The sequence below is a fragment of the Pseudomonas sp. B424 genome (assembly GCF_055408345.1).
Genome location: NZ_JBUZTL010000008.1, coordinates 145440 through 169859, shown reverse-complemented (window position 1 = coordinate 169859; position 24420 = coordinate 145440). Strand labels below are relative to the sequence as shown.

Genomic DNA, 24420 nt, shown 5'->3' with positions numbered 1-24420 from the left:
AAAGCCCGCGTAGGCGGGCTTAATATTACTGTCGCAGCCACCTCCAAAACTGCATCTCAAACAGTGGCCTACATCATCGAAAGATTAGGTAGGCTGGATTTAGCAGTGAGGTCTGCAAATGCGTACCCTGCTATCGGTGTGTCAGCAGCAACCGTTTTGCAAACCGTCCGGGCCCCAGTACCCCAAGCGAGTGTGGCATCCTCAGTACAAACCCCGACGATCCCAACCTTGCTCAGCATGGCTTTGGCTCCTTCAATGCCTTCTTGTCGGCCCGCGATTAGGCGGAAGACTGCAGAACCAGGTAGTGCGTGCGCCGGGTCAATTTGGATGACGGGGCTCAGTGTTTTCAGGTGCTGCTCTGATAGCGGCTCAGCCCAAGGTAAGAACTGGCTTGGTATGGCTGTGAACATCAATTCCTGCTGCAGGGCCTTGGCCTCGGCCAGTTGTTGCTTGTTGTGCTGGTCATTTTCAGCAAGTGGAGAACCAAAATCAGCCAGTTGGGAATGTCGTGTAGACAGCAAGTGAATTGCCGACTGAACAACTTCAAGCGCTCGCTCTTGATTGCTCCATAGGCTCTTGCAAGCTGTGTGCACGCCCCCTTTGATCATTACCCCGCCAAGGTCTTGGATTGCTAGGCTGTCGCCGTTGAGCGCGCCAGGCGTAGGCTTACACAGCGCCAGCGCTAACAGTGGAGCGTGAGTGTAGGAAGGCTTAAACAACAGCACTTCTGCCGTGCTCTGCTGAGCCCCCGTTATCCCCATTGAAGACAGCAGGTCAGCTGCTTGCTTGCTACCCCCCAAGTCGTTGGCCAACTCCTCAAAGCAGGCACGCCCAGTCAGGCCAGCTGCATCGATCTGCTCAACTCTTCCGTCTGGGTATTCGCGAGTGAATTCGTCAGCGGTGTATCTGTTGCATGTTTTGAGCTGCACGGTGCCGTTCCCAACAACCTGATACAGGCCATTGATGCCCAGCGTTGAAAGTACCTGCCGGACCATTGGGCTCTGTTGAGACAGTGGTTTGTTCCACTGCAGCAGATCTTCACTCACCAGGCCTTTGAGTGATTTGCTGGAGCTGGAATGTTCAATTGCCCACACCAGGGCATTCGAGAGCTTATCGACCATATTGCGTTGGTAGCTTGCTTGCGGGGTGTCAGCCCGAGCATCCATTCGAGCTTGGTTGATACCCTGTCGCAAACTACGAATGTGTTCAGCGAAGATGTCCTCGATCCTAGCCTTACCTGCCAACCCCTTGCGGTTGCGCGTCAGAAACTCAAGTAGGTGCTTGGGCGTATCAGGGGCTTCGCACATCGCTGCTATGTTTGTCGCACTCAGGCGGATGTTGCCGAGATGATTGACGTAAAGCCTGTCCGAGTTGGCCAAGTATTGGTCTGCTGCACTCATTGGCACCACGTGGCCATGTGGTTTCCCATGATTGCTCAGGGTGAACTGGCGGGCCCGCGCTCGATCTCCAACGAATGACATTGCTGGTGCTGCAGGGACGGGGCCCCACTGTGAGCTTTCATTCAGGGTTCTCTGTATCGCTGAGCCTACTACCGCTTGCGCAACGTCAAAGGTGACATAGCGATTTTCCCCATCCCGGTTGCGATAAATCACACCGTCGTAACCTGCCTGTTGAATCCATTTGTTGCACCGCGGATTCTTGATAATGTCTTCAATGCCCAGTTGGCCATCACGCAGTAGGTCGCCCACGATCAGCCCAGCTTTCCGACGGCCAAGCTTGTCGTTCAAGTCAGTAATTGCGATGTGCGCGCTGTCCGTGACAATGAAGGGTGACCGTATTGCCAAGATCGCTGGCGTCACTTTGCCTTGGGCGTCAGGGCTTGCAGCATTCAGATCCGCAAACGTATTGAAGGCGTTACCAGGATTGTCCCGCACAAACACGAGCCGTGGCTCGCCAAACTGATTGATGCAGCTGCTCCCTTCAAACCAATGGTCAAACAGTGTTGATGCGGGCGGTGTAATCGAAGCACCAGGTACTGGGCTCAATGGATTGCTGTGCTCTTGCATTAAAACCTTCGCGTCCTGCTCAAACTCGAAAACACTTCGGATGTTCGCTGTGTGAAAAACCATCCACTCAGGATCTTGACCCACGGTCCCATCTCCGCTGTAACAAACGCTGTCATAGCCGTTTGATTGGGCATCGCGTGCCTGCTGCTTATCGTCGGTGTAGAGAGTGTTCTCGCACCTCAGATAGACCGGCATGACGATGGGTACAGGCACTGCGTCAGCTAAGCCAAGAGTGACGGCCAAATCTTTGATGTCGTCCGGCATGTCGCAATCGTGGTGCTCTGCGAAGAGGTTGATATTCTCGCGTGGGTGTATCCCCGCACTACCTTCCACGTACTCAGAAAGGTCCATAAGGTCGTTGATGTCGAAACCTTTCGAGAGGCACATATCCCGCATGTTGCAGAACTCATCCTCGGAGTATTTGGCCCAGATTGCATGGCCCTCTTCCACCAACCCCTTTAGCAACTGAGTGATCGTGGGCGGCAGCGCCTTCTCGGCTGCTTGGTACAGATCGAACTGCCTGAATAGTTGGTTTCTTGCGGCTGTTGCGTACGAGCTGGCCACATCGGGCGATGGTGAAAAGTGAAAGGCATCACCTTGATAGCCGTTGTTCAAGATCGAGCGATGGCGCGCTGCGTCGAAGTTCTCGAATGCAGCCATGGTGCCGTGGTAGAACACCGTGGGTTTGCCATCGGCCCCGACGGTGCTTGATTGCCGCATCCACTGACTAAGCGCGTTGCTGTCACCTACTGTCGCGTTCTTTGTTGCTGGCGCTTGTCGTGCTTCCCAGAATGCTTTGGCGCTGGATGAGGTGTTGGCAAGCGAAGGCACCAGCTTCTTACCTGTAAGGCTCTCAATCGCGTTGTAGGCCGTACTTGCAACACCTTGGCGGCGGAAGTCAGGGTGAACCATTGCCGCTGTATTAAGGTGCTGACCAGCCCCTTCAGGTGCGGGGCCATATAGGAAGCTGCCTATGACCGAATCATCCAGTGCTACAGCGAAGATCTCGCCGTGATACGTCCTGGAAGCCGCATCAGTTTTAACCGCGAACAGATTCATCGCTTTGCCTGCGTGAAGCAGTTGCGCGTTATCGTTCAAACCAGTGCGCCAGCCTTGGGTTTTGATTGCCCATTCAAAAGCACTGTCAGCACGGCCATATGCTGTCGTTTCGGGTGTTATGGTCGAGTCAGCGAAGACGCGAAACTTGCGACTTACCCTGATTAGGGATGACTCAACATCGATTGTGTCCAACGGGAACGTTACCGCACGCTGCTCTTCGGTCATGCCGATACGATGCTGAGTGTTGCGCGCCTCGACTTCCCCCGCCTCATGAAAATAGAGTTCGAAGGGCGACATGACACTGCGGCGAAATGAGGCGACATTGCTGTCCCAGTTCCCTTGCTGGCGCCATGTACCAACACGCTCGATGATCTGCTGTGAGTATCCGGACAGCTCCGCAAACTTCTCAGGTGAACAACCAAGTGATTTGGATTGGTCATGGATTTCTATGTAGGCCAGCATGCTCGACTTCAGTTCATCACTGGTGGTCTGGTCACTTTCAAAATCGCTGACCATAGCGCCCGGTCCAAAGCCCTCTATGTGCTGGATGCAATGTTGGGTTTCGTGGGCAAGTACCTCTTCAAATGTCGGCCCATCGGACCTCAGGGTATAAGGCGCTGCCACATACAGAGTTGACTGGGCAAAGGATCGATGAAAACCAAACGATCCCAATGTCTCATCACCAGGTTTGCGCTCAACAGCGACCACATTAAGGTGTGCCAGCTGTGGGTACGCGGCATACAGCTCAGGGTGATCATAGAACTGGCCAAGAGGGACGCCACTGCGACGGTGGATAGACTCCTCTACCCAATCGACGAACCGATCTGGCTCAGTCGTGGTTACTTCTGCTTCGTCCTTCTCGTGGTCGTACCCACGAATTCGCGCTTTACTGTCATCGATCTCAAAACGCCAATCGCCGTCAGCACCGAACATCCATCCTGTGCTCTTCCATATGTCGTCTGCTGAGACATCTTGCTCAGCCAGTAGCTTTGCTTGTTTGAGGCGGGACAAGTCACTGGTTGCCGCGCTGGAGCCAGCGAATGCAAAGCGAATGTCTGGATTTGCTGAGTAAAGGCCAGTGTTGCCACTGGCAGACTTCACCTGTGCGGCGGAGAAAACCCCGAATGTAAGGTGGTCGTTCTCAGTCAACTTGATACTGTCGAACCCGCAATGAGTGAACAGCTGTTGAAGTGCAGCTGCCCCGGCGCCACCAAAGTGGCTTGTTCGGTTCATCCAGAAGTCATGTCGCCTGTAGTAAGGGCCGCTCTCCTCCACGCGGGCAGCTTTGGTGATCGTCTTCACCAAGCTCGCCACGAGCATTACGTCAATGTGCCGACCAGCTGCCTCCGTCTGGCGTACTAGTTCATCGCGCAGCTCTCCAACCTTCAAAGAACTAATGGATAGCTTGTCGCCATCAAACGGTGATTTGACGTTCAGGTAAACAGGCATCACTAGAGCACGGTCAGCCTCAAGCGCTGGCTGCGAATAGCGGGCCATGTCTTGCCGCAACTCGGCGTACTCATCCGCCAATGTTGAACCCTTGAGGGCTTTGTTGAGCCCCACATGCGTATCCGCGAGACTGATGTCTGCGGTGGCTCCAGCAATAACCGCCGAAGCTGATGCCGTATCGAACTGACCAAAGAATGTCGCCAACGCTTCGGCCTTAGACTGGGTCCCTTCATCACTAAGTGGTGCAAAGCTGGCGTCCAAAGCTGTGACTTGCCAAGCACCAGGTTGTTTCGCGGACTGAGTAATCGCGGTGAATCCGAAAGCGACGGGCAGTACCATCCCTATAAACTGCTCATTTCCCGCCAGTTGCTCGATCAACTGGTCAGTGATGCGTTCGCGTTTTTCATACTGATCAAACTGGTACTCATCGCTCTGGGTGTAGAAGTCAGCAAGAGCATCCATCTGCGTCCGGATGCCATTGTCACTGTAGGCAAAGCGCAGCTTGGCGCTGGGGGTGGGAAGTACTGGGGAGTCAGCGCTCTGCGCACGGATCAAACTCGCAAGGCGTACTTCATCCTCGTGCCAATCGTAGACAGACTGTTCAGGCGCGTCTTGGGTGTCTTGGGGGGATCTGGCCATACGCTCTGCAGCACTGAAATGCAGGCGAGCCTGCACATTGCGGGCCTCTACTTCACCCGCCAATAGACGATAGCTAAGCATGCGGCTGTCGGCGCCCTGCATTGGCCCCTCCAGCTTCACCAACCTATCGAATATGGAAAGCCTCTCTTCCTCCAGTGGTTCGATGAAGAAGTTGTAGGCGGATTCATTGGCGACTTTCTGGCCGTGGTCGTACTCGCCTCGGGCACCTTGGCGCATTCGCTCGCCAGGTGGGATCGCGGACAATACTTGCGCGATGTGCTCGGCATACTCAGCGCTCTGCTCCAGCGCCTGTTTACGTTCTCTGTATGTTTCATTGAGGGTTTTTAGTACTACTCGGCTTGTGGGCAATGCTTCGTCCGATGCCGAGCCTCCATGGGAAAACCGCTCAATCTCTTGGATGCCATGCTGCAGCTCATGCGCGAGCGCAGACAACTGCTGCATCGAAAGTGTCAGAAGCCCTTCTTCTGGCTCCGCGCCAAGTGAAATGCTGCTGTCGAGCGGAAAGAATACGGCTGTGTCAGGCGCGAGCCCAGGCTCTACTGTTACCTTTAAGTAGCGCAGTTGTGGGTAGGCATCGAATAGGGGCCAGTGATCGATTAGGTCATGGGCGCGGAAAGTCGTTGAGGTTTTATTCTGCCCCCAAAGATTCCAGCTCTCACGGGCTTTGAGCTGATTGTCATCCAGCTCGAAGCGCCACTTGCTATCGCTACCTTGGAACCAGCCAGTTTCGTGACGTACTTGCTCAGCATCGGCGCCAGCTTCGATTGCTACCTTGGCACTGGCCAGCAGCTGGCGCTCAGCGGTTTGGGCAGCAGCGCCAGCAAAGGCAAAGCGTACGTCTGGGCTATCTTTGTCAAATGTCCCTACATTGCCATAGGCTGATTTAATCTGCTCCGGGTCGAAGGCAATGTAGCTGTCAGTCTGCTCGCCACGTAGGTTCTCGACGGTGTTGAGGTACACAATACCGTCATAGCCGTGCTCTTTGATTTCGTCGACGATCTCCTCGAATGTCGTTGCGTCAGAGCCCCAAGGTAATTCCATCGCCACGGTGTCAGGTGTACCCCAGTCACCAACATCCGGAAGGCGCAGCGGGCGCTGCAGGGAGAGGTAGAACGAGTTGATGTGGCTCCCTTCGCCGTACTTGTGGGAGATAACGTTCGCCTCTTTGAAGCGGTCCTCAAGCTCCTTGAGTTGCGCCCGCTCTATTGGGTTAGGCTGGTAGGTGTAGTCGCCAATCACCTCCCATAACTCTTTGCCTTGCCGAGCAGCGTCCGCGATGATCATCTCTGTAGAAGGTTTTGCGGACTTCTCTTCCAGTGACTTTCTGAACGCTTGCATGTCCATCCAAAACTTGGTTGCACGTTCATGCAGGCGAATAAATTCAGCGTTGTCGAAGTGCTTTTCAGCTGTGTCATCCAGGCGCGTATTTGCCGCCTGCGCGTTACCAAAATGGAAACCAAAGTGAGCACTTTCTTGCTGCTCGAACACAGTGAAGTCTTTGTGGCTCCCGTGGTAAACGACCAGTGGAGCGCCAGCCGCGTCAACAACCATGGATCGTACGAACCAGTCCTTGAAGGTAGGCAGGCTGGTCAGCGGGGCTGAGTGCTGTAACTTGAACCGAATGTCATTGCTGGCGCGATCAAAGCTGCCAGCATTGCCAATAGCAGATTTAATCTGGTTTGGATTGAAGACGATGACGTTGAGCCCGTCGTATTCATCGCCACGCTCGCGTTTGATGATTACTGAGTCGTAGGGTTGGCCAGCGGCCCGCGCTTCTTCGAGCTGGGTAACGATCTCGGCGCGATTGATGTCTGCTTCGATTGAGGCCGACAGCTGATCAGTTTTGATGATCAGTGGGTTCTCTGCCCGGATGAATACGGGCATAACGTTCCCGCCCTCCATGGAAGGTTTCACATATGGCGAGTCAGGATTGAAGCCAGCTGCGGCATTGGTAATGCTGTCCGCGTAGGTACTGGCCTCATTGCGTTGATCAGTGAAGTGGAAGCCGAACGAGTACGGAAAACGACTTTGAACAGAGTTGGTGTTGAACACGCTGAAGTCCATGTTCGTCCCGTGGTACACCACCATAGGCTCGCCACTGGGCGCCACCAGCTTGGATTCGCCAAACCACTGTTGGAATTCAGGGGTAGAAGTCTGAACTGCATGCTTTTGCTTGAATCGGATGTCATTGCTGGCGTGATCAAAGCTGCCAACATTCCCGATGGCCGACTTGATTTGATTCGGATAGAACGTGACTATCTGCGGTAGATCGTTGCCCCACCCAGAGGCCCCTTTCATCATATTGCCAGGTGCTGACCAGAGCATCCCGTCGTACCCCAACCCCTTCAGTTCTTCATAGCGTTCAGGGTTAGAGCGGATGGATTCGATCTCATGCTGACTTTCCGGTCGGTATGGATTCTTGATGTTCAAATATACGGGCATGACTACATCGCAATTTCGGATGTAGCTGTAATCCGTCCGAGTCGTGAAGTAGTTGGGACCGGCTTTGAATGACGTAAAGTCAGCATCAGTGCCATGGTAGACAACCAGCGGTTGCCCCTGTTGGTCAGTGATCGAGGAGCCGTCGAACCAATTCTTGAATGCGACTGTTTCGGTCGGCGAGCCGTGCTGTGGCATGTCACGGAAGCGAATGTCTGGGTTCGATCGATCGTACATACCGTTGTTCTGACTGGCCGACTTCAGCTGCTCAGGCTGGAAGGCAACCACGTAGTCAAACCGACCTGTGGCATCAGTTGTTGCGACTCCGTCGTATCCCAGACCGATCAATCGTTCAGTGAACTTTTCGGAGGTCTCATTCGCATACTGCATGGCGCGGACTTCAGCGAATGTACCGATCAGCGGGTTAACCAGGTTGGCGTGCAGATCAACCAATCGATCTCCGTAGATTTGCGCGTCGCCAGCATTCGGTGTCGTGTATACCCCGGCACCGATTGCGCCGTAGAGGCTAACCTTGAATGCATTGAAGCTGGCCGAGGTGCCGTGATAAAGCGTGAGTGGCTTCCCGCCCTCATCCACTATCTTCGAGGCACCAAACCACTGGTCAAATGGTGTTTCCACCTTCTGTAATTCAACTATCGGCGCCGGTGCTGGCGCTGGGCGTTGCTCGGCAGGTGTTGGTGCGCTTGCCCAGAAAATACCGTTGGCCTTAGAAAAATTCTTAGCGGTACCGTGGTAGAGCACCATCGGGGTACCGTCGCTGTAACGCGTCACACTTCCTGCAAACCAGCGCTTGAACGCTTGGCTGTCGAGCTGACGGTGTTCAGCTGCGATTGCAGAGCCCCATCGAGCGATGACGCTGTCCAACTCTTTCGACTGAACGGGGAAATGGTGCTGGCCCAGGATTTGGACAGCGGCCTCTTTGGTGTCGAAATCTTCTAGCAGCGTCAGTCCAAGCCCATTTTGGTAATGCTCGGCGACCCACTTACCATTCGGCGCCGAGCGTATCAGCGTTAATACTGAAGCTGATGGCGTATCGGTACCGCTTATGGCTGCAAACAACCCTTGTGTGTCGAGATGACGACTGGCTCTGGACTGAGTGCTCAGTCGCAGAGTTAGAGCGCTCACTTCGCTTGCCAGCAGGCGTGTCACCTCGTCAGCGCTATTGCTGGCCTCGGCTACTGCGCCAGCCATGCGCACAAGTGTCTCGGCGCCATCAGTGGCCTGCATTGTTCCAAGGGCGTAGACGTACGCTATCTGTTGCTCAAGCGGCAGGTGCTGCAGCGCATCAACACGCTCGCTTACCGTCTGCTTGTGCAGGACAGAAACAAAATCGCTATCGAGCTTCGAGTCCCACTGATTTAGCTCCGTGGTGCTGTGTTGAATGTCCGCGACGTGGAAGTCGACCGCTTCACGCGCCAGGGTAGCGATGTCATGGGCATCGAGCTTGAAATCCTCCAGCTCGCCTTGGCGTTCCAGTTCGCGCATCAGTGGTGTGCGATACAACCAGGTGCGCAAATCCCTGATACAGCGTTGGCCCAAGTCGAAACCACCCTCACCCCCTTCTTTGGCCTCGATGTCAGCCGCTGCCAGTTGAATCAGGTGAGCAAGATGTTCGCTATCGAGATTGGAGGGAGCGGTGGAGTTCGGCACTTGCATAGAGGCCTGAACCGCGTAGGTATCACCCTCGCTAAGGAGATGATTGAAGCGTTGGACGATACGGCCATAATCGCGCCCGAGCATGGATCGCAGAGCGGCGTGCTCGCCGACCTCATGCAAGAAAACGCTGCACACCTCTTCAGGGGCAGTATTGGCACCAATGAGGTATACAGCCCCTTCAAAGGTGATTCCCGAGACTCTGTCACGCCCGCCAATTAGGTAAACCTCATCCTGCAGGCTGGAAGGCAGATCATCAACGGTGCTCACCAGGTGCAGCTTGTCCGCCAGTTCGAGTGTCGCTATTGGCGCTTCACCGTAGTAGCTGGAGAGCAGCCCACGCATTGCCTCAGGAGATGATTTTATAGCAGGTGGAGTCTCGCCCACCCTCAGCCTCACCGTTTCGTCGGCGGAAGCGCGCAGGACTGAGTTAAGAATCGGGTTGTAGGCGCTGCGCCAAATCGCTGCGAGTGCGGTGTCGCTCAATTCAGCAAAATCGGAGTCTGCGTCACGCATAGCCGGGACAATGTGCTCAAGCACCTCTGAATCAGTGAGGTGCTCGACCATGTAAAGATCGATCAGGCGGTTCATGCCGCCTGCACTCCTCAGGGAGATCCCAGTTTCAGCGCTGGCGCTATCAAGCCATTGCGATGACGGGGAGTGACGAAAGCGTCTACGTAGATCATCGGTAGCGGTACCGAGGTATGCGGCGGTGCCCTGCTGAATGGCCCACAGGTGCTGGCTGTGACAGGCAGCATCGGCGCGCAGCGCGTTCACCTGAGTTGCAAAGGTTTGCGCTGAACAAGGGATTGCGCGTAGCAACTGTTCGTAGGCACTCCACTGGGCTGCAGTCCACTCGACGTTGGGTGCAAACAGCTCATCCATCGTTGGCGCGGAGGACAACATAGTGCGCCCGCTGGAACTGGCGACAAGTAAGAGCTGGTAACCCGTAAGCTCACTACCAGTGATCCGGCCCAATGACTCAGGGCCTTGGATGTAGGTTGGCCGATCCTGTCTTGGCGCCAGCGGATGGCTCGATTGAATAGCGATGTCCGCGCAGGCCTCACGTGTCCACTTGGCCAGTTCAGTGTTGCCAGTGGACCGACTGCGCCCAAGGAGCCAGCGCGCCATACGGCCACGATGCTCAACTTGCTGCGCTTCGATTAGTTTGGCCACGCTGTCAGGCGCCAGCAGCCGATCTAGTTCATCAGGATGCTGGCTCAGCAGTTCAGGGAATGTTCGCTGCAGTGCCGGCAACACGTTAAAGCTAGGCTCCAGGCTGGGCTCAGCGACGCTCCAGCCGTAGACGGCCAGCGCCCGTATGGTCTCGTCATCGGTGGCGAGTGCAATACGGGCGTCTGTGAGGGGATGTGAGAAGACTGTTTCGCTGTCTGTGGTGTAGCCGTGAGTAGTCGTAACAAACTTTTCAAGCAGGGACTGAAGACCGGGCATGCCGCGTCACTCCGTGGAATCACCCCAAGCGAGGGCTTCGAAATAGGTCAGGACTGGGCTCAGGTTCAGGCTCCAACGTCACAGAGGAACCGGGTGTCGCGGTTTCCAATGGCTGAGACGCGTGCTGCTGTGCTTCCAGGTCCGATAATGGTTTGGTGTCCATGCCTAGGCTTTCGCGCAGGATGTTGTCTTGATGGCGGGCGTCGATCAGGGCGCTCTGCAGCTGCTTTAGAATGCTCGCTGCGCGATCTGGATTTATGGCGTCCACATCGAGCGTGTGCAGCTCGCTGGTCATCTGCTCCAGCACTTGGTGCGCATTCATGAGTTGAGGCTTGATGCTGCTGTGGAAGGCCGTCATGAAGTCAGCCGCCGCCAGCGTCTGATGAGATTCGTTGTGCGTGATGATGATGGGGTTCGAAATCTCACGGTGGGCGGCATGCTGGAAAGCCTCAAGCATATGAGCGCTGGCTTGGTACTCCTCACGAGTGCCGATCCATTCCAGGGTATCGCTGACCGGTCCCATGCTCGAATTACCGTTGATGACCACGCCCACACGAACCAAGTCCCAATTCACGGCGTCTACGCCTTGATCCTCGGCACTAGCGCGAGAAAGTGAGATAGCGTCCTTGTCGGCGTCCACGCGAATCGGTAGCAGCAGACTTTGATTAATGAAGCGCTTATCAACCGCAAAGGTCAGAAACTTCTCAATTTCTCTAGCGTCGCGGAAAAGGTAGGCCGGAGCGTCAGCGTCAATGTCCGGATCTGAAGACCAGCGCAGCTCGATTTTTTCAGAGGCGGGGCTGGCTACAACCGGAATTCCGAGACCTTGAACCTGCAGGACGATTGGCTGACGCATGGGGATGAGATCCTATAAATTTGCAGCATTGTCGTGCGCCTGACTCGGTGGAGCGGCGTTGTAGCGCACGAATGAACAGAGGTTGACCAGAAGTGTATCGACCGATTCCTGCAGACCGAAATTCGACTCACTTTTGAGGACAAGCAGGCGATTGAATGGGAACCGCTGCTCTTCCGAGTAAAAGGAATGAATCCCATCAAGGGGGTAGCTTTTGCCGCTCAGAAGCCGGAACTCCGCGAGCAGCTCTTTAAGCTCCCGCTCACCCACAAAGACGGGTTTGATCAGCTGCTGGAAATCAGCGCGCTCGCTGAATTTGGCACTGACTTCAACCAGGTAACTTTTCGGGATTGCGACAGCGCTCATGCTTCGAGCGCCATCATTGAGACCATCGAATCCGGGGCCACGCACGGCACAGTGGCTCGGGTACGTGCGGCAAGCTCGCTGGCCACATCGTCGGTGTATGCCAAGCGCGCCAGCTCCAGCAGAAAGAGTGGTGTGGCCATCTGGTCAATCCAACGAGTGGCGTTATCGAAACCATCCAGCGCCAGAGGCTGGATCAACAGGCCATCGAGCAGGTGCTCACAGGCTGTTTTTTCAGCCAGTTTGATGACGATTTGTAGAGCATGGCGATTGCGGGAGTTCCCGACATCGAGGCCCAGGCAGGACAAACCTTTGATGACCTGTCCAATGTCGTCGTTCATGACCGTGCTCAACACGTTTTTGATCGAGAGCATCGCGATCTTGATGAGCGGGGTTGATGGCGCCAGCGCTAGGATCGAAGCGCGGTGGGCCACAAGTTGGCCAAGCTGACGCTGGCTTACGGCATAGGCTGGGTGCCACGAGGCCTCCTCATTGTGAGCAACCCATGCGCAATAGCCATTGATGGCAGCTTGCGCGGCGAAGGATTTGCGGTCGAGGGTAATCCAACGAAGGCCGTGGTTATCGGTGGCCACAGCATGGAATGCCGTGAAAACCCCGCTCTCCTCGCGGTCTACGCATACTTGGCCCTGCAGCAATGGTTGGAATTCGTAATTTTTGAGATTTGTCACGACCGGCTCCTGAATTTAGACCATCCTCCTTAAGTGACCCTCCTCACTCAAGAACGCCCCGCCCCCTTCGGGGGCTGACTGGGCAACGCGTACTTTTGAGGTACGCCTATACCTTTCACACCGCTGCTTTACCCCTTCCCCGCCGCAGGCGGCCTTTGGACGCCCTGTATCTCTCGCTGGGATATATCTGGAAAACCGTCTGGTCCAGTCAGGGTTCAGCTGCTCGGCTTCATCGTTAACGCTTTGAAGCTTTTAAAGCGTTGACTTAAAAGCGTTTCATGCGGTGACGCTATGAAGCTCTAGAGTTAGCGCCGGATTGTGTTGCCACAGGTTAGCGTGACCTCATAAAACGACATCGTCTTATGATATTGTACATTGCAAATACATGCTAACCGGAAAGTTTATGGCCAGCGATATGGACAGCGTTAACGAAAAAGCTTCAAGCGCTCGCTTCACCAGCGATCATTTGCGCAATCTTGTGCTGGACCATGTCCTCGACAACCCGACGATCTTTCTTGGGGATGGCCCAGGTGCAGTTGAAAAGCTGACAGCGATGTTGGATTCGATGACGGCACTGGCTGAAAAAGTAGCGCTGCAGTCCATTGCAAACCGAATGCATTTGGATGCATTGCCAACGTTCGATAGCCAGATTCACTCAGATCCTCATCACGATCTGAACGACGACTTACTTTATGAAATGCGTTTTAGGATCGTTGAGCAGATTGGAAACGAGCATCCTTTTAAAGATGAAGTCATGACCAAAGAGGAAGCCACTGAAGAATACGGTGAAGACTTCATCGAGCAGTATTGGGGTGGCATGGGTGAGCGTTGTCCAAATAGTGCGACCACTGCTGATCGCACTCTGTGGTTCTCAGTCGTTCGATACCCCGTTACAGGTCAATCTCAACGCACTGTCTTTGGGTCGACCCTATGAGCGTTAGCGAATGCTTTTATGCCAACGCTTGTATTGTGCTCACCCTGTACCAGGTCAACGCACCAATGCGTGGGCCCCACTGCTTTGAGTTAACGCTTGTAGCTCTTCAGCGAGAACACAGTGAGGCTTCTAGCGTTGACGCTTAAAAGCCTCATAGCGGGAACTGCGAAGCATCACACACAGCCCTCTCCCACAATCCTCCATTCCAGCCCAAGGGTGCCCCCCTTTGGGGTTGCGCTTGGCAGCGCAATGCGCTTGAGCGGTCGGGCCCGCTGGGAAGATCAAAAGCAATCAAGCTCTGCAGATGTTGATGAATGTATGCAGATGGTTGGGCAGTCCAGGCAGCCCCCGGAGGGGGCGGTACTGGTTTTTGATCTGAGGCGTCTACTGGGGAGGATGGTCTATTTATGGGTGCCTACATTAGGTACTCCCCTAAAAGGCGCGGTCATGGGCAATGGGGAATGTCGCGGGGGATCTACTGAAGTCGCCGCAATCGGTCTTCCTCTCGGCAAAACGCACCCCTCTCTATCCAATGGATTCACTGTCCATTCGCAATGTGATGGCGCTGGCGCTCACCCAGGTACCGGGCTGCATTTGATGTGCACGCACGTACGTGAAATGTGGATGTCTCGCGTGGGTATACGGCGTTGGTTTTCTCGTATGCGGAGGGGGGATGTGTAACCCAATCTTCAGAATCTTCCTTAAAAGGAATATTTGTGTGTCCGAAATATACCATAAAAGGTATATTGGTTATCTGGCTCAGCACCCACGGTAGACCCGCATGCAGACCTTATACAAAGCCAAAGTCATCGAAACCTTTACTCGCACCATCGTGATTGAGGTACGTGCAAATAGTGAGGAAGAAGCGAACGCGTTAGCGATTCGTCAGGCTCGGGATACTCGGGAAGCAGACTGGAATCACACGTGGCAGCCCATCACTTCCACCAGTCAATTAACGCCCTCCAACTAACCCTGGACGTTCGGTATACCGAGCTTCTCTGCACTAAGGATGTATGAATGTCTTTTACTTGGGATCTAGCATTTCACTCTGGCATGTCTGCCAAATCTGATCTTCGCGCTGCTGTAGATGAGCGCGTCCCGGTCGGGGTCGTTGCAACCCTGCTGGATCTCTCAAAGACTTTCTTGGTGCTCCCCCGCCACCTCGACAACGGCGGTACCGCTTTCGTGGATTCGGGCGCATTTGCGGCCTTTCAGAAAGGTGAAACTGTCGCTTGGGAGCGAGTGTTCAATGTATACGAAAGCATTCTGATGATGACCTCTCGCCCCGAGGGATTGAGTATCGTCGCACCGGATGTCATTGGCGATCAGGCTGCGACACTCCTCCTGTGGACCAAGCATGCCGCCCGAGTTGCTACTTGGGTTGCTGCAGGTGCTCGGGTAATCGTGCCTCTCCAGTGCGGTGATTTGAACGCTGGTCAGCTGCTCGATGAAGCAAAGAAAATCTTCGGGACGGCACGCTTGTGCGCCGGTATCCCAGCCAATTTGGCAGCTATGGGCGTGGAAGATGCGGCATCCCTTAAGCACTCAGATTTCCACATTCTTGGCCGCGTGATTCTGACCGCTGAGCTGATGAAAAAGATCTCAGCACTTTTGGCAAACAATCCCGGCGCCACCTACACCGCCGACGCTAACTGGATGCGCTCGCGCATTCGTGTCATCGCTCAAGCCCGAACAGTAGCGTCACCGGACCCGATGGGTAGACCTCAGGATTCCGCCCGTACCCGCGCCGTCAGAGCTGTCCTACGCCAAGACGCATATCAATACAAAAACCGCGTATAGCAAGCACCGTTAGATAGCTCTTCAGGCCCCTTTTGGGGCCTTAGTCCGTAATGACGTCTGGCTAAGCTGGCGCATGAACAATTCTCCCATCCAGCAGCATGCCAGGGGGTTTCTCTGGTAAGGGGTATTCCTCTGTGGGCTCTGGGTTAACGATTCAAAATCACCAACTTTTTAACTGAACAGTGCTGAGGTGTTCTTCATGAATTCACAACTATCGGGCGCATCTGTCGAGGTCGATAGCTACGCATTGGCCATTGGGTTCGACGCTGATAAAAAGCCTGTATGTCTCATCCTCAGCCAAGACTCGCTTGCTGAAGGTGGAACGCTGGCCATGTCCGCCACTAAAGCCTCCTTGAGTGGGTACGACCTTCACCTAAGCAGTGCGCAAGGGTCACTGGTGCTGAAGAAATTGGCCATGTCGGCGCTTGAGGCAGTGCACAGCGGATTGCCATTTGTAGTGCTCAATCCGAGCACAGAGGCAGAGCATTTCATTCCAGCCATCGGCCAGTAGAAGAGGTTCCGCATGAGCGAATCTAATATCTCTTCTGCATCAGTTCCATGGAAATCAAAGCTACTTGATAGCCTTGGTGTCACTTCCGCTGTCGTTGTAGAACAAGGTCCTGCAGGTAAGCGCTGCGGTCTTGCTCTCACTACTGCACTTGCGATGGCTGTCGGTGCTTTAGGCTCTGTAAATGCTGTAGCAGATTCTGATATGACCCAGTACCAGGATGCTTCAGCCGTGACTCAGACTGAGCAGAGTGAACCTGAAGGAAACTCCATTTTCTACGATGCTGGGGATGTAAGCCGGAACCCCAGAAATTTCCGTCACCCTAGTTGGGTGGGCTCAACACTCGTGTCACCAGCTACCTTCTGGAGAATCGAGCTCGGCCATCCCTCCCTGGACGGGCATCGCTCGACGATGTTCAACGGCTCCCTCACGGGGCCGTCGTTTTGTGGGGGCTATTCCATCCACAAGTCGTCGAGGTTCTTGAAGTTCCAGAGCGTCGGGTCTTCGGGGCCAGTGATACTGTCCTTGCAACTCGTGGCCGCCAGGTCGATGGTCTGCATCGGGATCGGCTCTCTCGAGCGTAGCGAGAAGAACACGCGAACCTTGGGAGTCAGCAGTGATTCCATTCCCGGCTCAACGACAACGGCCAGACGCTGAGAGGACAGGCGAACCAAGGAGCCGACGGGGTAGATGCCCACGGCCTTGACGAAGGCGTGGAAGATGCGTTTGTCGAAATGGCCCTCCCACTTGGCCATCTGCCGCATCGCCGCGGACGGGTCCCACGGCTTTTTGTAGGCTCGCTCCGACGTCACGGCATCATAGACGTCGCAGATTGCGCCCATGCGGGCCAGGAGTGAAATGGCGTCACCGGCCAAGCGATCCGGGTAGCCGGTTCCGTCGATCTTCTCGTGATGGTGCAGGGCAATGTCCACCACCCCGGGCTCGGCCCCGCCTGCGCGCAGCATCTTTGCGCCCTCCACAGGGTGGCGCTTCATGATGGCGAACTCGGCATCGGTGAGCTTGCCTGGTTTGTTAAGCACTTCCAGCGGCATCGCGGCCTTGCCTAGGTCGTGCATCAGTCCGCCGATGCCAGCCAGGCGCGTTTGCTCCTCGTCTAGATCGAGATGCCGGGCCAGCGATAGCATCAGGGCGCAGACGGCAACCGAGTGCAGGTAGGTGTAATCGTCGTGCGTTTTGATGCGTGCGACGCTGATGAGGGCATGAGGTTGGCGCAGCACCGAGGCAGCGATTTCTCCGACCAGCGGCAACGTCGTGCTTGGGTCGACGGCCTTGCCAAGCCGGGCTTCCTGGAACATGTCCATGACTTGGGACTTGGCCGCAAGACAGAGTTTCCGTGCATAACACATTTCGCTCTCCATTGAGGTTGCGCCGTCACTTTTCTTGCTTAGTGGACTAGACGGCAGAGATTGCTCCTCCGACAATTCTCTGGGCTCTGGGCTCTGGGCTCTGGGCTCTGGGCTCTGGGCTCTCTGGGCTCTCTGGGCTCTCTGGGCTCTCTGGGCTCTCTGGGTCGACTTGGCTTTTGGCCAAGTCGACCCAGACCTCCCCGACGCCACATTCTCGAATGGCAGAGAGATCCTGAGGCTCGGTCAGCAGGAAGCTGCCGCGCCAGAATGGGTGTCGAACCCAAGAGCCGGCGAGCTTGTGGATGTACATGCCGAGACGAAGCTCGGATACGGGAATGCGTTTTACCAACTTATTTTCCTTTCTGAGTTGGGTGGTTAGGCGTGCGCCGAGGCTGGCACCCAGCGGTAGAGCGGAGGTAAGGTCACGCCAAGATTCTTGGATCAGCCGGAACCGCCGAAATTTCCGTCAGCCGATCAACATGGCTTTGTCTCGCGCTCGGTCGATGCGTTCCTGCATCGCCTGCATGACTTCTTCGTGGGTGTACGACTTGGCGTTGGGGTCGTCGGCCTCTCGGAGAGCTTCCTCGACCTCGCGGGTCATCCGCGCATATTCTTCCGGCCACAGCGCTTGCTCCATGCGCAGCGACGCCTGCCCAAGCAGGTGCAGCAGGCCGAACAGCCGCATGTCATTGGTGGCGACGACGTGCTCTCGAATCCGCTCCTGGATCACCTCGCAGGCCCGATGCGCCTCTGGCGTCGCCGTGCCCTCGTAGCCGGCTGAAAGTTCTGCTTCTTCAGCGATTCGCGCCCAAGCGATAGCCAGCGCCTCGATGGTGGACAGGTTCATTTGCTCATCCACTTGCGCAGCAGACGCTTTTTCAGGGAGGCGCGCTCTTGCGGATTGCGTCCCTTGTGGTTGGCAATGCGATCCGCCGTGGCGGCCTGGCGCTTGATGGGCCAGTAGGAGCGGCCATCCTTACCCATCGACCAGACGTTGCTGACCTGGTTTTCCAGTAGAGGCAGATGGGCGCATAGAGCTTCCGGCGACGCGCTGGCCAGCGCGGTGCGCTCGTGGGTTCGCCAGCGCTGATGCCAGAGTTTCTTGTCCTCGCGCTCGCTACGGCAGGTCGTGTGCCCAACGATGGGCGTTTTGCGGCGGCTGCGGCTCATGATGTGGTTGTCTCCAAGAACATTCAGGACAGGCTTTCTGGGTAGAGCGCCGTCAACCGGGACAGGGTTTCTTGCACTTGTTCCAGCGAGGTCATCAGATGATCAACCTGATCCTGAAGATCCACGGCGAGATCAAATAGCTCAGCCACTCGGCTGCGTGATCCCTCGTTGAACGCGGCCATTGCCAGTTGATGCAGCTTCAACAGGTCGGTGCGCAGTTGCGGAGGTGCGCCGTCTGCGCTGTCATTCAAATCGCCGCGCAGCACGTCCACGGCATCGACTGCACGCAGCAGTGCCGTGGTATCGAAATTCTCGGGAGTCAGTTCGTCCCATTCGTCGTCGGTGATGCGGGCTGCCATCAGGAGAGCTCCGATTAAGCGGTTGCGAGCGTTAGATGCCCGATCGGCTCGGCTGCTGGCCGTACCTTGATTTCGATGTCGTAGCCGAGGCGATTCAGACAATCCATCAGCTTGCGTTCGGATAGATTGGTGAAGTCGCCGCGCATCATGCCCGACACCTTCGGTTGCGGGATGCCCATGCGTTTGGCCGCCGCTTGTTGAGTCAGCCCAAGGGCGCGCATGGCCCTCCTGATCTCGACCACCAGGCCGGTCTTGATCTTGAGCTTTTCAGCGTCAGGCAGTCCAAGGTCGGCAAAGACGTTGCCCGAGCTGCGCTGAACCTCGACGCCTTCAATGATTCGTTTTTGCATTTCGTAGCTCCTGTGCCAATACCTCGGCCACCTTCAGCCGAGCGCGGATGATGTCCATGTCGGCCTTTGGCGTGGCGATTCCGCTCTTGCTCTTCTTCTGGAAGCAGTGCAGGACGAACACCGCTTCCGCAAACTTGACCGTGTATACCGCTCGATAGGTGCCGCCGGCATCGTCTTCGACGACCTCCAGCACGCCGGCACCACCGAACCCCTTGAGCACCTTTGCTGCGTCATCCTGATCGCCTATCTGCGCCAACGAGAGCGCGTAACCGAAACGGCGACGCACGTCGGACGGCAACGCCATCAAATCCTTGTGGCTGCTCGCGATCCATTCGAGCGGTTTTTCTTTGTTTGTCATGACGGAATTTTATACCTGTTCAGGTAATGATGTAAACGCGGCAACCTCAAGGAGGTGTCGTAAAACATTTGTTTTGCGACAGGCTGTCAGCCGCCGCTGTGCTACCTGTGCAACACCCCCTCAAAAATGTACGGAAAACTCTATCGCTATTCACTATTATGCGGAAACCTGTTTTTGATGGTTATCCGCCTATGTTGGTTGGCTACATGCGCGTGTCGTCGGACTCCGACCGCCAGAGCACGGACTTGCAGCGCGACGCGCTGCTCGCCGCCGGCGTCGATCCGCGTCACCTGTTTGAGGATCGTGCCTCTGGCGCGAAGGATGACCGTGCCGGCTTGGCGCGGGCGCTTGAGTTCGTTCGAGCCGGCGATGTGCTGGTGGTGTGGAAACTCGACCGGCTCGGTCGCTCGCTGTCGCACCTGCTCGCCATTGTGACTTCGCTCAAGGACAAGCGGGTGGCGTTCCGCTCGCTGACAGAGAACCTGGACACTACGACGCCCTCGGGCGAATTCCTGTTCCAGGTGTTCGGTGCGCTCGCGCAGTACGAGCGCGCCTTGATTCAGGAGCGCGTCGTCGCGGGCTTGGCCGCCGCACGCAAACGCGGCCGGATCGGCGGCCGGCCGCAGGCGATCACTGGTGAGAAGCTGGACGCCATCGTCGCCGCGCTCGATGGCGGCATGTCTAAGGCGGCGGTGTGCCGCAACTTCAATGTCAAGCGCACTACGTTGATCGAAACATTGACGCGAGCAGGTTGGCGTGGTGCGGGAAGGACGGTCGATGAGCAACAAGAATAAGCTACTCACCGTCTTTTCTGACGCAGAGCAGGAAGCCTTGTACGGCCTACCGGACTTCGACGATGCTCAGCGGCTGGAATACCTGGCGTTGGCCGAATCTGAACTGGCGTTCGCCAGCAGCCGGCCTAGCCTGCAGGCCCAAGTCTATTGCGTCTTGCAGATCGGCTACTTCAAGGCCAAGCATGCTTTCTTCCGCTTCGATTGGCATGAGGTCGAGGACGATTGCGCCTTCGTGCTGAGTCGCTATTTCCACGGCGAAGCGTTCGAACGCAAGGCGATCACCAAGCATGAGCACTACAGCCAGAGGGGTCAGATCGCCGAACTGTTCGGCTACCGGTCGTGGGCGGCTAGCTTCCTGCCGCAACTGGCACAGCAGGCTGAACAGATCGTGCGGCGCGACGTAATGCCAGGATTCGTGGCCGCCGAACTGATCGTTTGGCTCAGCGAGCACAAAATCATCCGGCCCGGCCACACCACCTTACAAGAGCTGGTCAGTGAAGCCCTGTCCACCGAACGCAGGCGCTTGGGCGGCTTGCTGGCAGAAGTGTTGGACGAATCGGCCAAAGCTGCGCTGGGCCAGCTCCTGGTGCGTGACGACACCCTGTCTCAACTGGCAGCGCTCAAGCAGGACGCTAAAGATTTCGGCTGGCGTCAGATGGCAGGGGAGCGCGAGAAGCGCGCCACGCTGAAGTCCTTGCACGGGATCGCCAAGGCGCTGCTGCCCAAGCTCGGCATCTCGCAGCAGAACCTGCTGTACTACGCGAGCCTGGCGAACTTCTATACCGTCCATGACCTGCGCCACCTGAAGGCGGAGCAGACCCGGCTCTACCTGCTGTGCTATGCCTGGGTACGTTACCGGCAGCTCACCGACAACCTGGTCGACGCGATGGCCTTCCACATGAAAAAACTTGAGGACGAGAGCCGCACGGGTGCGAAACAGTCCTTTGTCGCCGAACAGCTGCGACGCCATCAGGAAACGCCGCAGGTTGGCCGCTTGCTGTCGCTGTACGTGGACGACAGCGTGGCCGATCCGACGCCGTTCGGCGAGGTGCGCCAACGCGCCTACAAAATCATGTCCAGGGAATTGCTGCAAAACACGGCGCAGCGCATGAGCGTCAAGCCACTGAACAAACTGGCGCTGCACTGGCAGGCGGTGGACGGCCTGGCCGAACGCATTCGACGCCATCTACGGCCGCTGTACGTCGCGCTCGACTTCGCCGGCACGGCCCCCGATAACCCATGGCTCGCGGCGCTGACTTGGGCCAAGAGCGTGTTCGCCAAGCAGCAGCGCCTATCACAACGGCCACTCGACGAATGTCCGGCGGCAACGCTGCCGAAACGCTTGCGTCCGTACCTGCTGATGTTCGATGCCGAAGGCACGCCGACAGGCCTGCATGCCGATCGTTACGAATTCTGGCTTTACCGTCAGGTCAGGAAACGCTTCCAGGCGGGCGAGCTCTACATTGACGATAGCTTGCAGCACCGGCATTTGTCCGACGAGTTGGTTTCGATGGACGAGAAAGCCGCCGTGCTCGCGCAGATGGACATCCCCTTCCTGCGGCAGCCGGTCAGTGCCCAGCTCGATGCACTGGCGACCGAGTTGCGTGCGCAATGGGTGGCGTTCAATCGCGAGCTGAAACAGGGCAAGCTGACGCACCTGGAATACGACAAGGACACGCAGAGACTGACCTGGCGCAAGCCCAAGGGGGAGAACCAGAAGGCGCGCGAGCAAGCTCTCTACGAGCAACTGCCATACTGCGATGTCGCCGACGTGTTTCGCTTCGTCAACGGCCAGTGCCAGTTCCTGTCGGCGCTGACACCATTGCAGCCACGCTATGCGAAGAAGGTAGCCGACGCCGACAGTCTGATGGCGGTGATCATTGCCCAAGCCATGAACCACGGCAACCAGGTTATGGCACGTACCAGCGACATCCCGTACCACGTCCTGGAGAGTACCTACCAGCAGTACCTGCGCCAGGCGACGCTACATGTGGCCAACGATTGCATCAGCAACGCCATCGCCGCACTGCCGATCTTCCCGCATTACTCGTTCGACCTCGATTCGTTGTACGGTGCCGTTGATGGGCAGAAATTCGGCGTCGAGCGACCAACTGTGAAGGCGCGCTACTCGCGCAAATATTTCGGCCGCGGCAAGGGCGTCGTCGCCTACACGCTGCTGTGCAATCACGTGCCGTTGAACGGCTACCTGATAGGCGCACACGAGTACGAGGCTCACCACGTGTTCGACATCTGGTACCGCAACACGTCGGACATCGTGCCGAGCGCGATCACCGGCGACATGCACAGCATCAACAAGGCCAACTTCGCCATCCTGCACTGGTTCGGACTTCGTTTCGAGCCGCGCTTCACCGACCTCGACGACCAGTTGCAGGAGCTGTATTGCGCCGATGATCTGGCATTGTACGAGAAATGCCTGATCCGGCCGGCTGGCCAGATCGACCGGCAACTCATCGTCGGTGAGAAGGCGAACATCGACCGAATCGTCGCCACACTGGGCCTGAAGGAAATGACGCAGGGCACGCTGATCCGCAAGCTGTGCACCTATACGGCGCCGAACCCGACGCGGCGCGCAATCTTCGAGTTCGACAAGCTCATCCGCAGTATCTACACACTGCGCTACCTGCGCGACCCGCAACTGGAGCGTAATGTTCACCGCTCGCAGAACCGCATTGAGTCCTATCACCAGCTACGCTCGACCATCGCCCAAGTCGGTGGGAAGAAGGAATTGACCGGCCGCACCGACATCGAAATCGAGATCAGCAACCAGTGCGCCAGGCTGATCGGCAACGCGATCATCTTCTACAACTCGGCGATCCTGTCCCTGCTGCTGACGAAGTACGAGGCAGCTGGCAATGCCAAGGCGCTGGCGTTGATCACGCAGATGTCGCCAGCGGCCTGGCGGCACATCCTGCTGAACGGGCATTACACCTTCCAGACTGACGGCAAGTTCATCGACCTGGATGCGCTCGTGGCGGGACTGGAGCTGGGCTGACGGAAATTTCTGGGATTCCGGCGTACAACCCCGTAAAATAGAAGAGTGAGCACTTGATTTGCTGGTGCTTTCAAACAACGGTGTTGTTTTTTTAACAGCCGAACTGGAAAGGGAGGCTGAGCTGCTCAGTGATCACTTTATCCGTTGGCTGATTTACGCCGGCATGTTCGCTACAGGCACTGAACGACAACGCAGATGGTATGGTCTGTGCGTTCTGACTCGTCAAGGATCGGCCAATGGATCGTTTGTCTAATTTGCTCTCGCGGTTCGGCGTGCGGGCCAATCTGTTCTATGACGGCGACCTATGCGGCTCTGCATCTTACGATGGCGCCGAGCGGCGAGGTTATATCCATCTGCTTCAGGCCGGCAGCGTGACGTTGCTTGGTCCCGATCGCAAGGATTTGCAGCTCACTCGCCCTAGCTTGATTTTTATGCCACGCCCCGCCAAGCATCAATTGTTTGCGGGTGAGTCCGATGGCGCAAAGTTGTTGTGTGCTTCCATGGAGTTTGAGGGCGGAATTGATAATCCTTTGTCGGCTTCATTACCGGACTGTTTGGTGCTCGCACTCGATGATCTGCCCATGCTGGCAGACACGTTGGAGTGGATGTTTGCCGAGGCGGCAAATGTGCATTGTGGAAGGGAAGCCGCGCTTGAGCGCTTATTTGAGCTCCTAATCATTCTGTTGCTCCGTTACCTGCTCGATCATCACCAGTTGCGCACCGGAATGATGGCTGGACTGGCCGACATGCGGCTTGCCCGATCGCTTTTACAGATGCACAACTCCCCGGAACATGCCTGGTCAATAGCAGAGCTGGCCAGTGAGTCAAATATGTCACGCGCTGCGTATGCCGTGCATTTCAAGAGTGTCATCGGACAGACGCCTGCTGATTATTTGTTGAGTTGGCGAGTTAGCCTGGCTCAGAAGCTGATGCGAGAAGGGCGCTCGATTACGCTGATTGCAGCTCAAGTCGGCTACGAAAGTCCTTCGGCGCTGTCTCGCGCATTTAGACGCAAGACGGGGTTGAGCCCTCGTGACTGGTTGAAAGATCTGGCGGGGGAAAATGATGGCAAAAAGGCCTAAGGCATTACTGCCTTAAGCCA

Annotated in this window: 17 protein-coding genes; 6 read left to right on the top strand and 11 right to left on the bottom strand. The window is 56.3% G+C overall.

The features are described 5' to 3' along the window. Window positions 1-68: 68 nt before the first annotated feature. From ACZRMS_RS12435 to ACZRMS_RS12420, 4 genes are read right to left on the bottom strand one after another with little or no spacing between them, the layout of a single operon-like run. The gene (locus tag ACZRMS_RS12435; RefSeq protein ID WP_463995505.1) at window positions 69-10760 is read right to left on the bottom strand and encodes an ADP-ribosyltransferase-containing protein; all 10692 of its coding nucleotides are present in this window, start codon (window positions 10758-10760) and stop codon (window positions 69-71) included. 19 nt (window positions 10761-10779) lie between these two features. Next, on the bottom strand, window positions 10780-11616 hold the full coding sequence (locus ACZRMS_RS12430) for a hypothetical protein (RefSeq protein ID WP_169872917.1): 837 nt from the start codon (window positions 11614-11616) through the stop codon (window positions 10780-10782). Between the two features lie 12 nt (window positions 11617-11628). Then, window positions 11629-11979: a hypothetical protein gene (locus ACZRMS_RS12425; RefSeq protein ID WP_169872918.1), complete on the bottom strand. Its 351-nt coding sequence runs from the start codon at window positions 11977-11979 to the stop codon at window positions 11629-11631. Further along, complete coding sequence (locus tag ACZRMS_RS12420) at window positions 11976-12665, bottom strand: hypothetical protein (RefSeq protein ID WP_463995504.1); 690 nt, start codon at window positions 12663-12665, stop codon at window positions 11976-11978. The genes ACZRMS_RS12425 and ACZRMS_RS12420 overlap by 4 nt, the downstream gene beginning before the upstream one ends. A 403-nt stretch (window positions 12666-13068) precedes the next feature. On the opposite strand from ACZRMS_RS12420, the gene ACZRMS_RS12415 reads away from it, so the two are divergent. The 3 genes from ACZRMS_RS12415 (at window position 13069) to ACZRMS_RS12405 (ending at window position 15910) form a co-directional block, all read left to right on the top strand. Then, window positions 13069-13599, top strand: a complete 531-nt coding sequence (locus tag ACZRMS_RS12415) for a hypothetical protein (protein WP_463995503.1) — start codon at window positions 13069-13071, stop codon at window positions 13597-13599. Window positions 13600-14616: 1017 nt separating this feature from the next. Next, the gene (locus ACZRMS_RS12410) at window positions 14617-15399 is read left to right on the top strand and encodes a hypothetical protein (protein ID WP_463995502.1); all 783 of its coding nucleotides are present in this window, start codon (window positions 14617-14619) and stop codon (window positions 15397-15399) included. Between the two features lie 199 nt (window positions 15400-15598). After that, the gene (locus tag ACZRMS_RS12405) at window positions 15599-15910 is read left to right on the top strand and encodes a hypothetical protein (RefSeq protein ID WP_463995501.1); all 312 of its coding nucleotides are present in this window, start codon (window positions 15599-15601) and stop codon (window positions 15908-15910) included. Between the two features lie 449 nt (window positions 15911-16359). Here the strand turns inward: ACZRMS_RS12405 and ACZRMS_RS12400 are convergent, their stop codons facing one another. From ACZRMS_RS12400 to ACZRMS_RS12370, 7 genes are all read right to left on the bottom strand, one after another. Further along, window positions 16360-17229, bottom strand: a complete 870-nt coding sequence (locus ACZRMS_RS12400) for an HD-GYP domain-containing protein (RefSeq protein ID WP_223198360.1) — start codon at window positions 17227-17229, stop codon at window positions 16360-16362. 91 nt (window positions 17230-17320) lie between these two features. Then, window positions 17321-17584 (bottom strand): DUF3391 domain-containing protein, encoded by a 264-nt coding sequence (locus ACZRMS_RS12395; protein WP_272949743.1) that lies wholly within the window; start codon window positions 17582-17584, stop codon window positions 17321-17323. A gap of 156 nt (window positions 17585-17740) precedes the next feature. Next, window positions 17741-18121 carry a hypothetical protein gene (locus ACZRMS_RS12390; RefSeq protein WP_463993159.1) on the bottom strand — a complete coding sequence of 127 codons (381 nt, stop codon included), beginning with the start codon at window positions 18119-18121 and terminating at the stop codon, window positions 17741-17743. Beyond that, window positions 18118-18444: a hypothetical protein gene (locus ACZRMS_RS12385; RefSeq protein WP_000091614.1), complete on the bottom strand. Its 327-nt coding sequence runs from the start codon at window positions 18442-18444 to the stop codon at window positions 18118-18120. Before ACZRMS_RS12385 ends, ACZRMS_RS12390 begins: the two co-directional genes overlap by 4 nt. A 23-nt stretch (window positions 18445-18467) precedes the next feature. Further along, on the bottom strand, window positions 18468-18803 hold the full coding sequence (locus ACZRMS_RS12380; RefSeq protein ID WP_000741275.1) for a hypothetical protein: 336 nt from the start codon (window positions 18801-18803) through the stop codon (window positions 18468-18470). A gap of 14 nt (window positions 18804-18817) precedes the next feature. Beyond that, a complete protein-coding gene (locus ACZRMS_RS12375; protein WP_001172026.1) occupies window positions 18818-19153 on the bottom strand; it encodes a helix-turn-helix domain-containing protein in 336 nt (111 codons plus the stop codon). Continuing rightward, window positions 19134-19511, bottom strand: a complete 378-nt coding sequence (locus ACZRMS_RS12370) for a type II toxin-antitoxin system RelE/ParE family toxin (RefSeq protein WP_003151133.1) — start codon at window positions 19509-19511, stop codon at window positions 19134-19136. The genes ACZRMS_RS12375 and ACZRMS_RS12370 overlap by 20 nt, the downstream gene beginning before the upstream one ends. A 191-nt stretch (window positions 19512-19702) precedes the next feature. On the opposite strand from ACZRMS_RS12370, the gene ACZRMS_RS12365 reads away from it, so the two are divergent. From ACZRMS_RS12365 to ACZRMS_RS12355, 3 genes are all read left to right on the top strand, one after another. Next, entirely contained in the window at window positions 19703-20305 is a 603-nt protein-coding gene (locus ACZRMS_RS12365; protein WP_010465829.1) for a recombinase family protein, read from the top strand. Then, window positions 20289-23318 carry a Tn3 family transposase gene (locus ACZRMS_RS12360; protein WP_024015041.1) on the top strand — a complete coding sequence of 1010 codons (3030 nt, stop codon included), beginning with the start codon at window positions 20289-20291 and terminating at the stop codon, window positions 23316-23318. The genes ACZRMS_RS12365 and ACZRMS_RS12360 overlap by 17 nt, the downstream gene beginning before the upstream one ends. Window positions 23319-23554: 236 nt before the next feature. Continuing rightward, on the top strand, window positions 23555-24400 hold the full coding sequence (locus ACZRMS_RS12355; protein ID WP_003464995.1) for an AraC family transcriptional regulator: 846 nt from the start codon (window positions 23555-23557) through the stop codon (window positions 24398-24400). The last annotated feature ends 20 nt before the right edge of the window (window positions 24401-24420 follow it).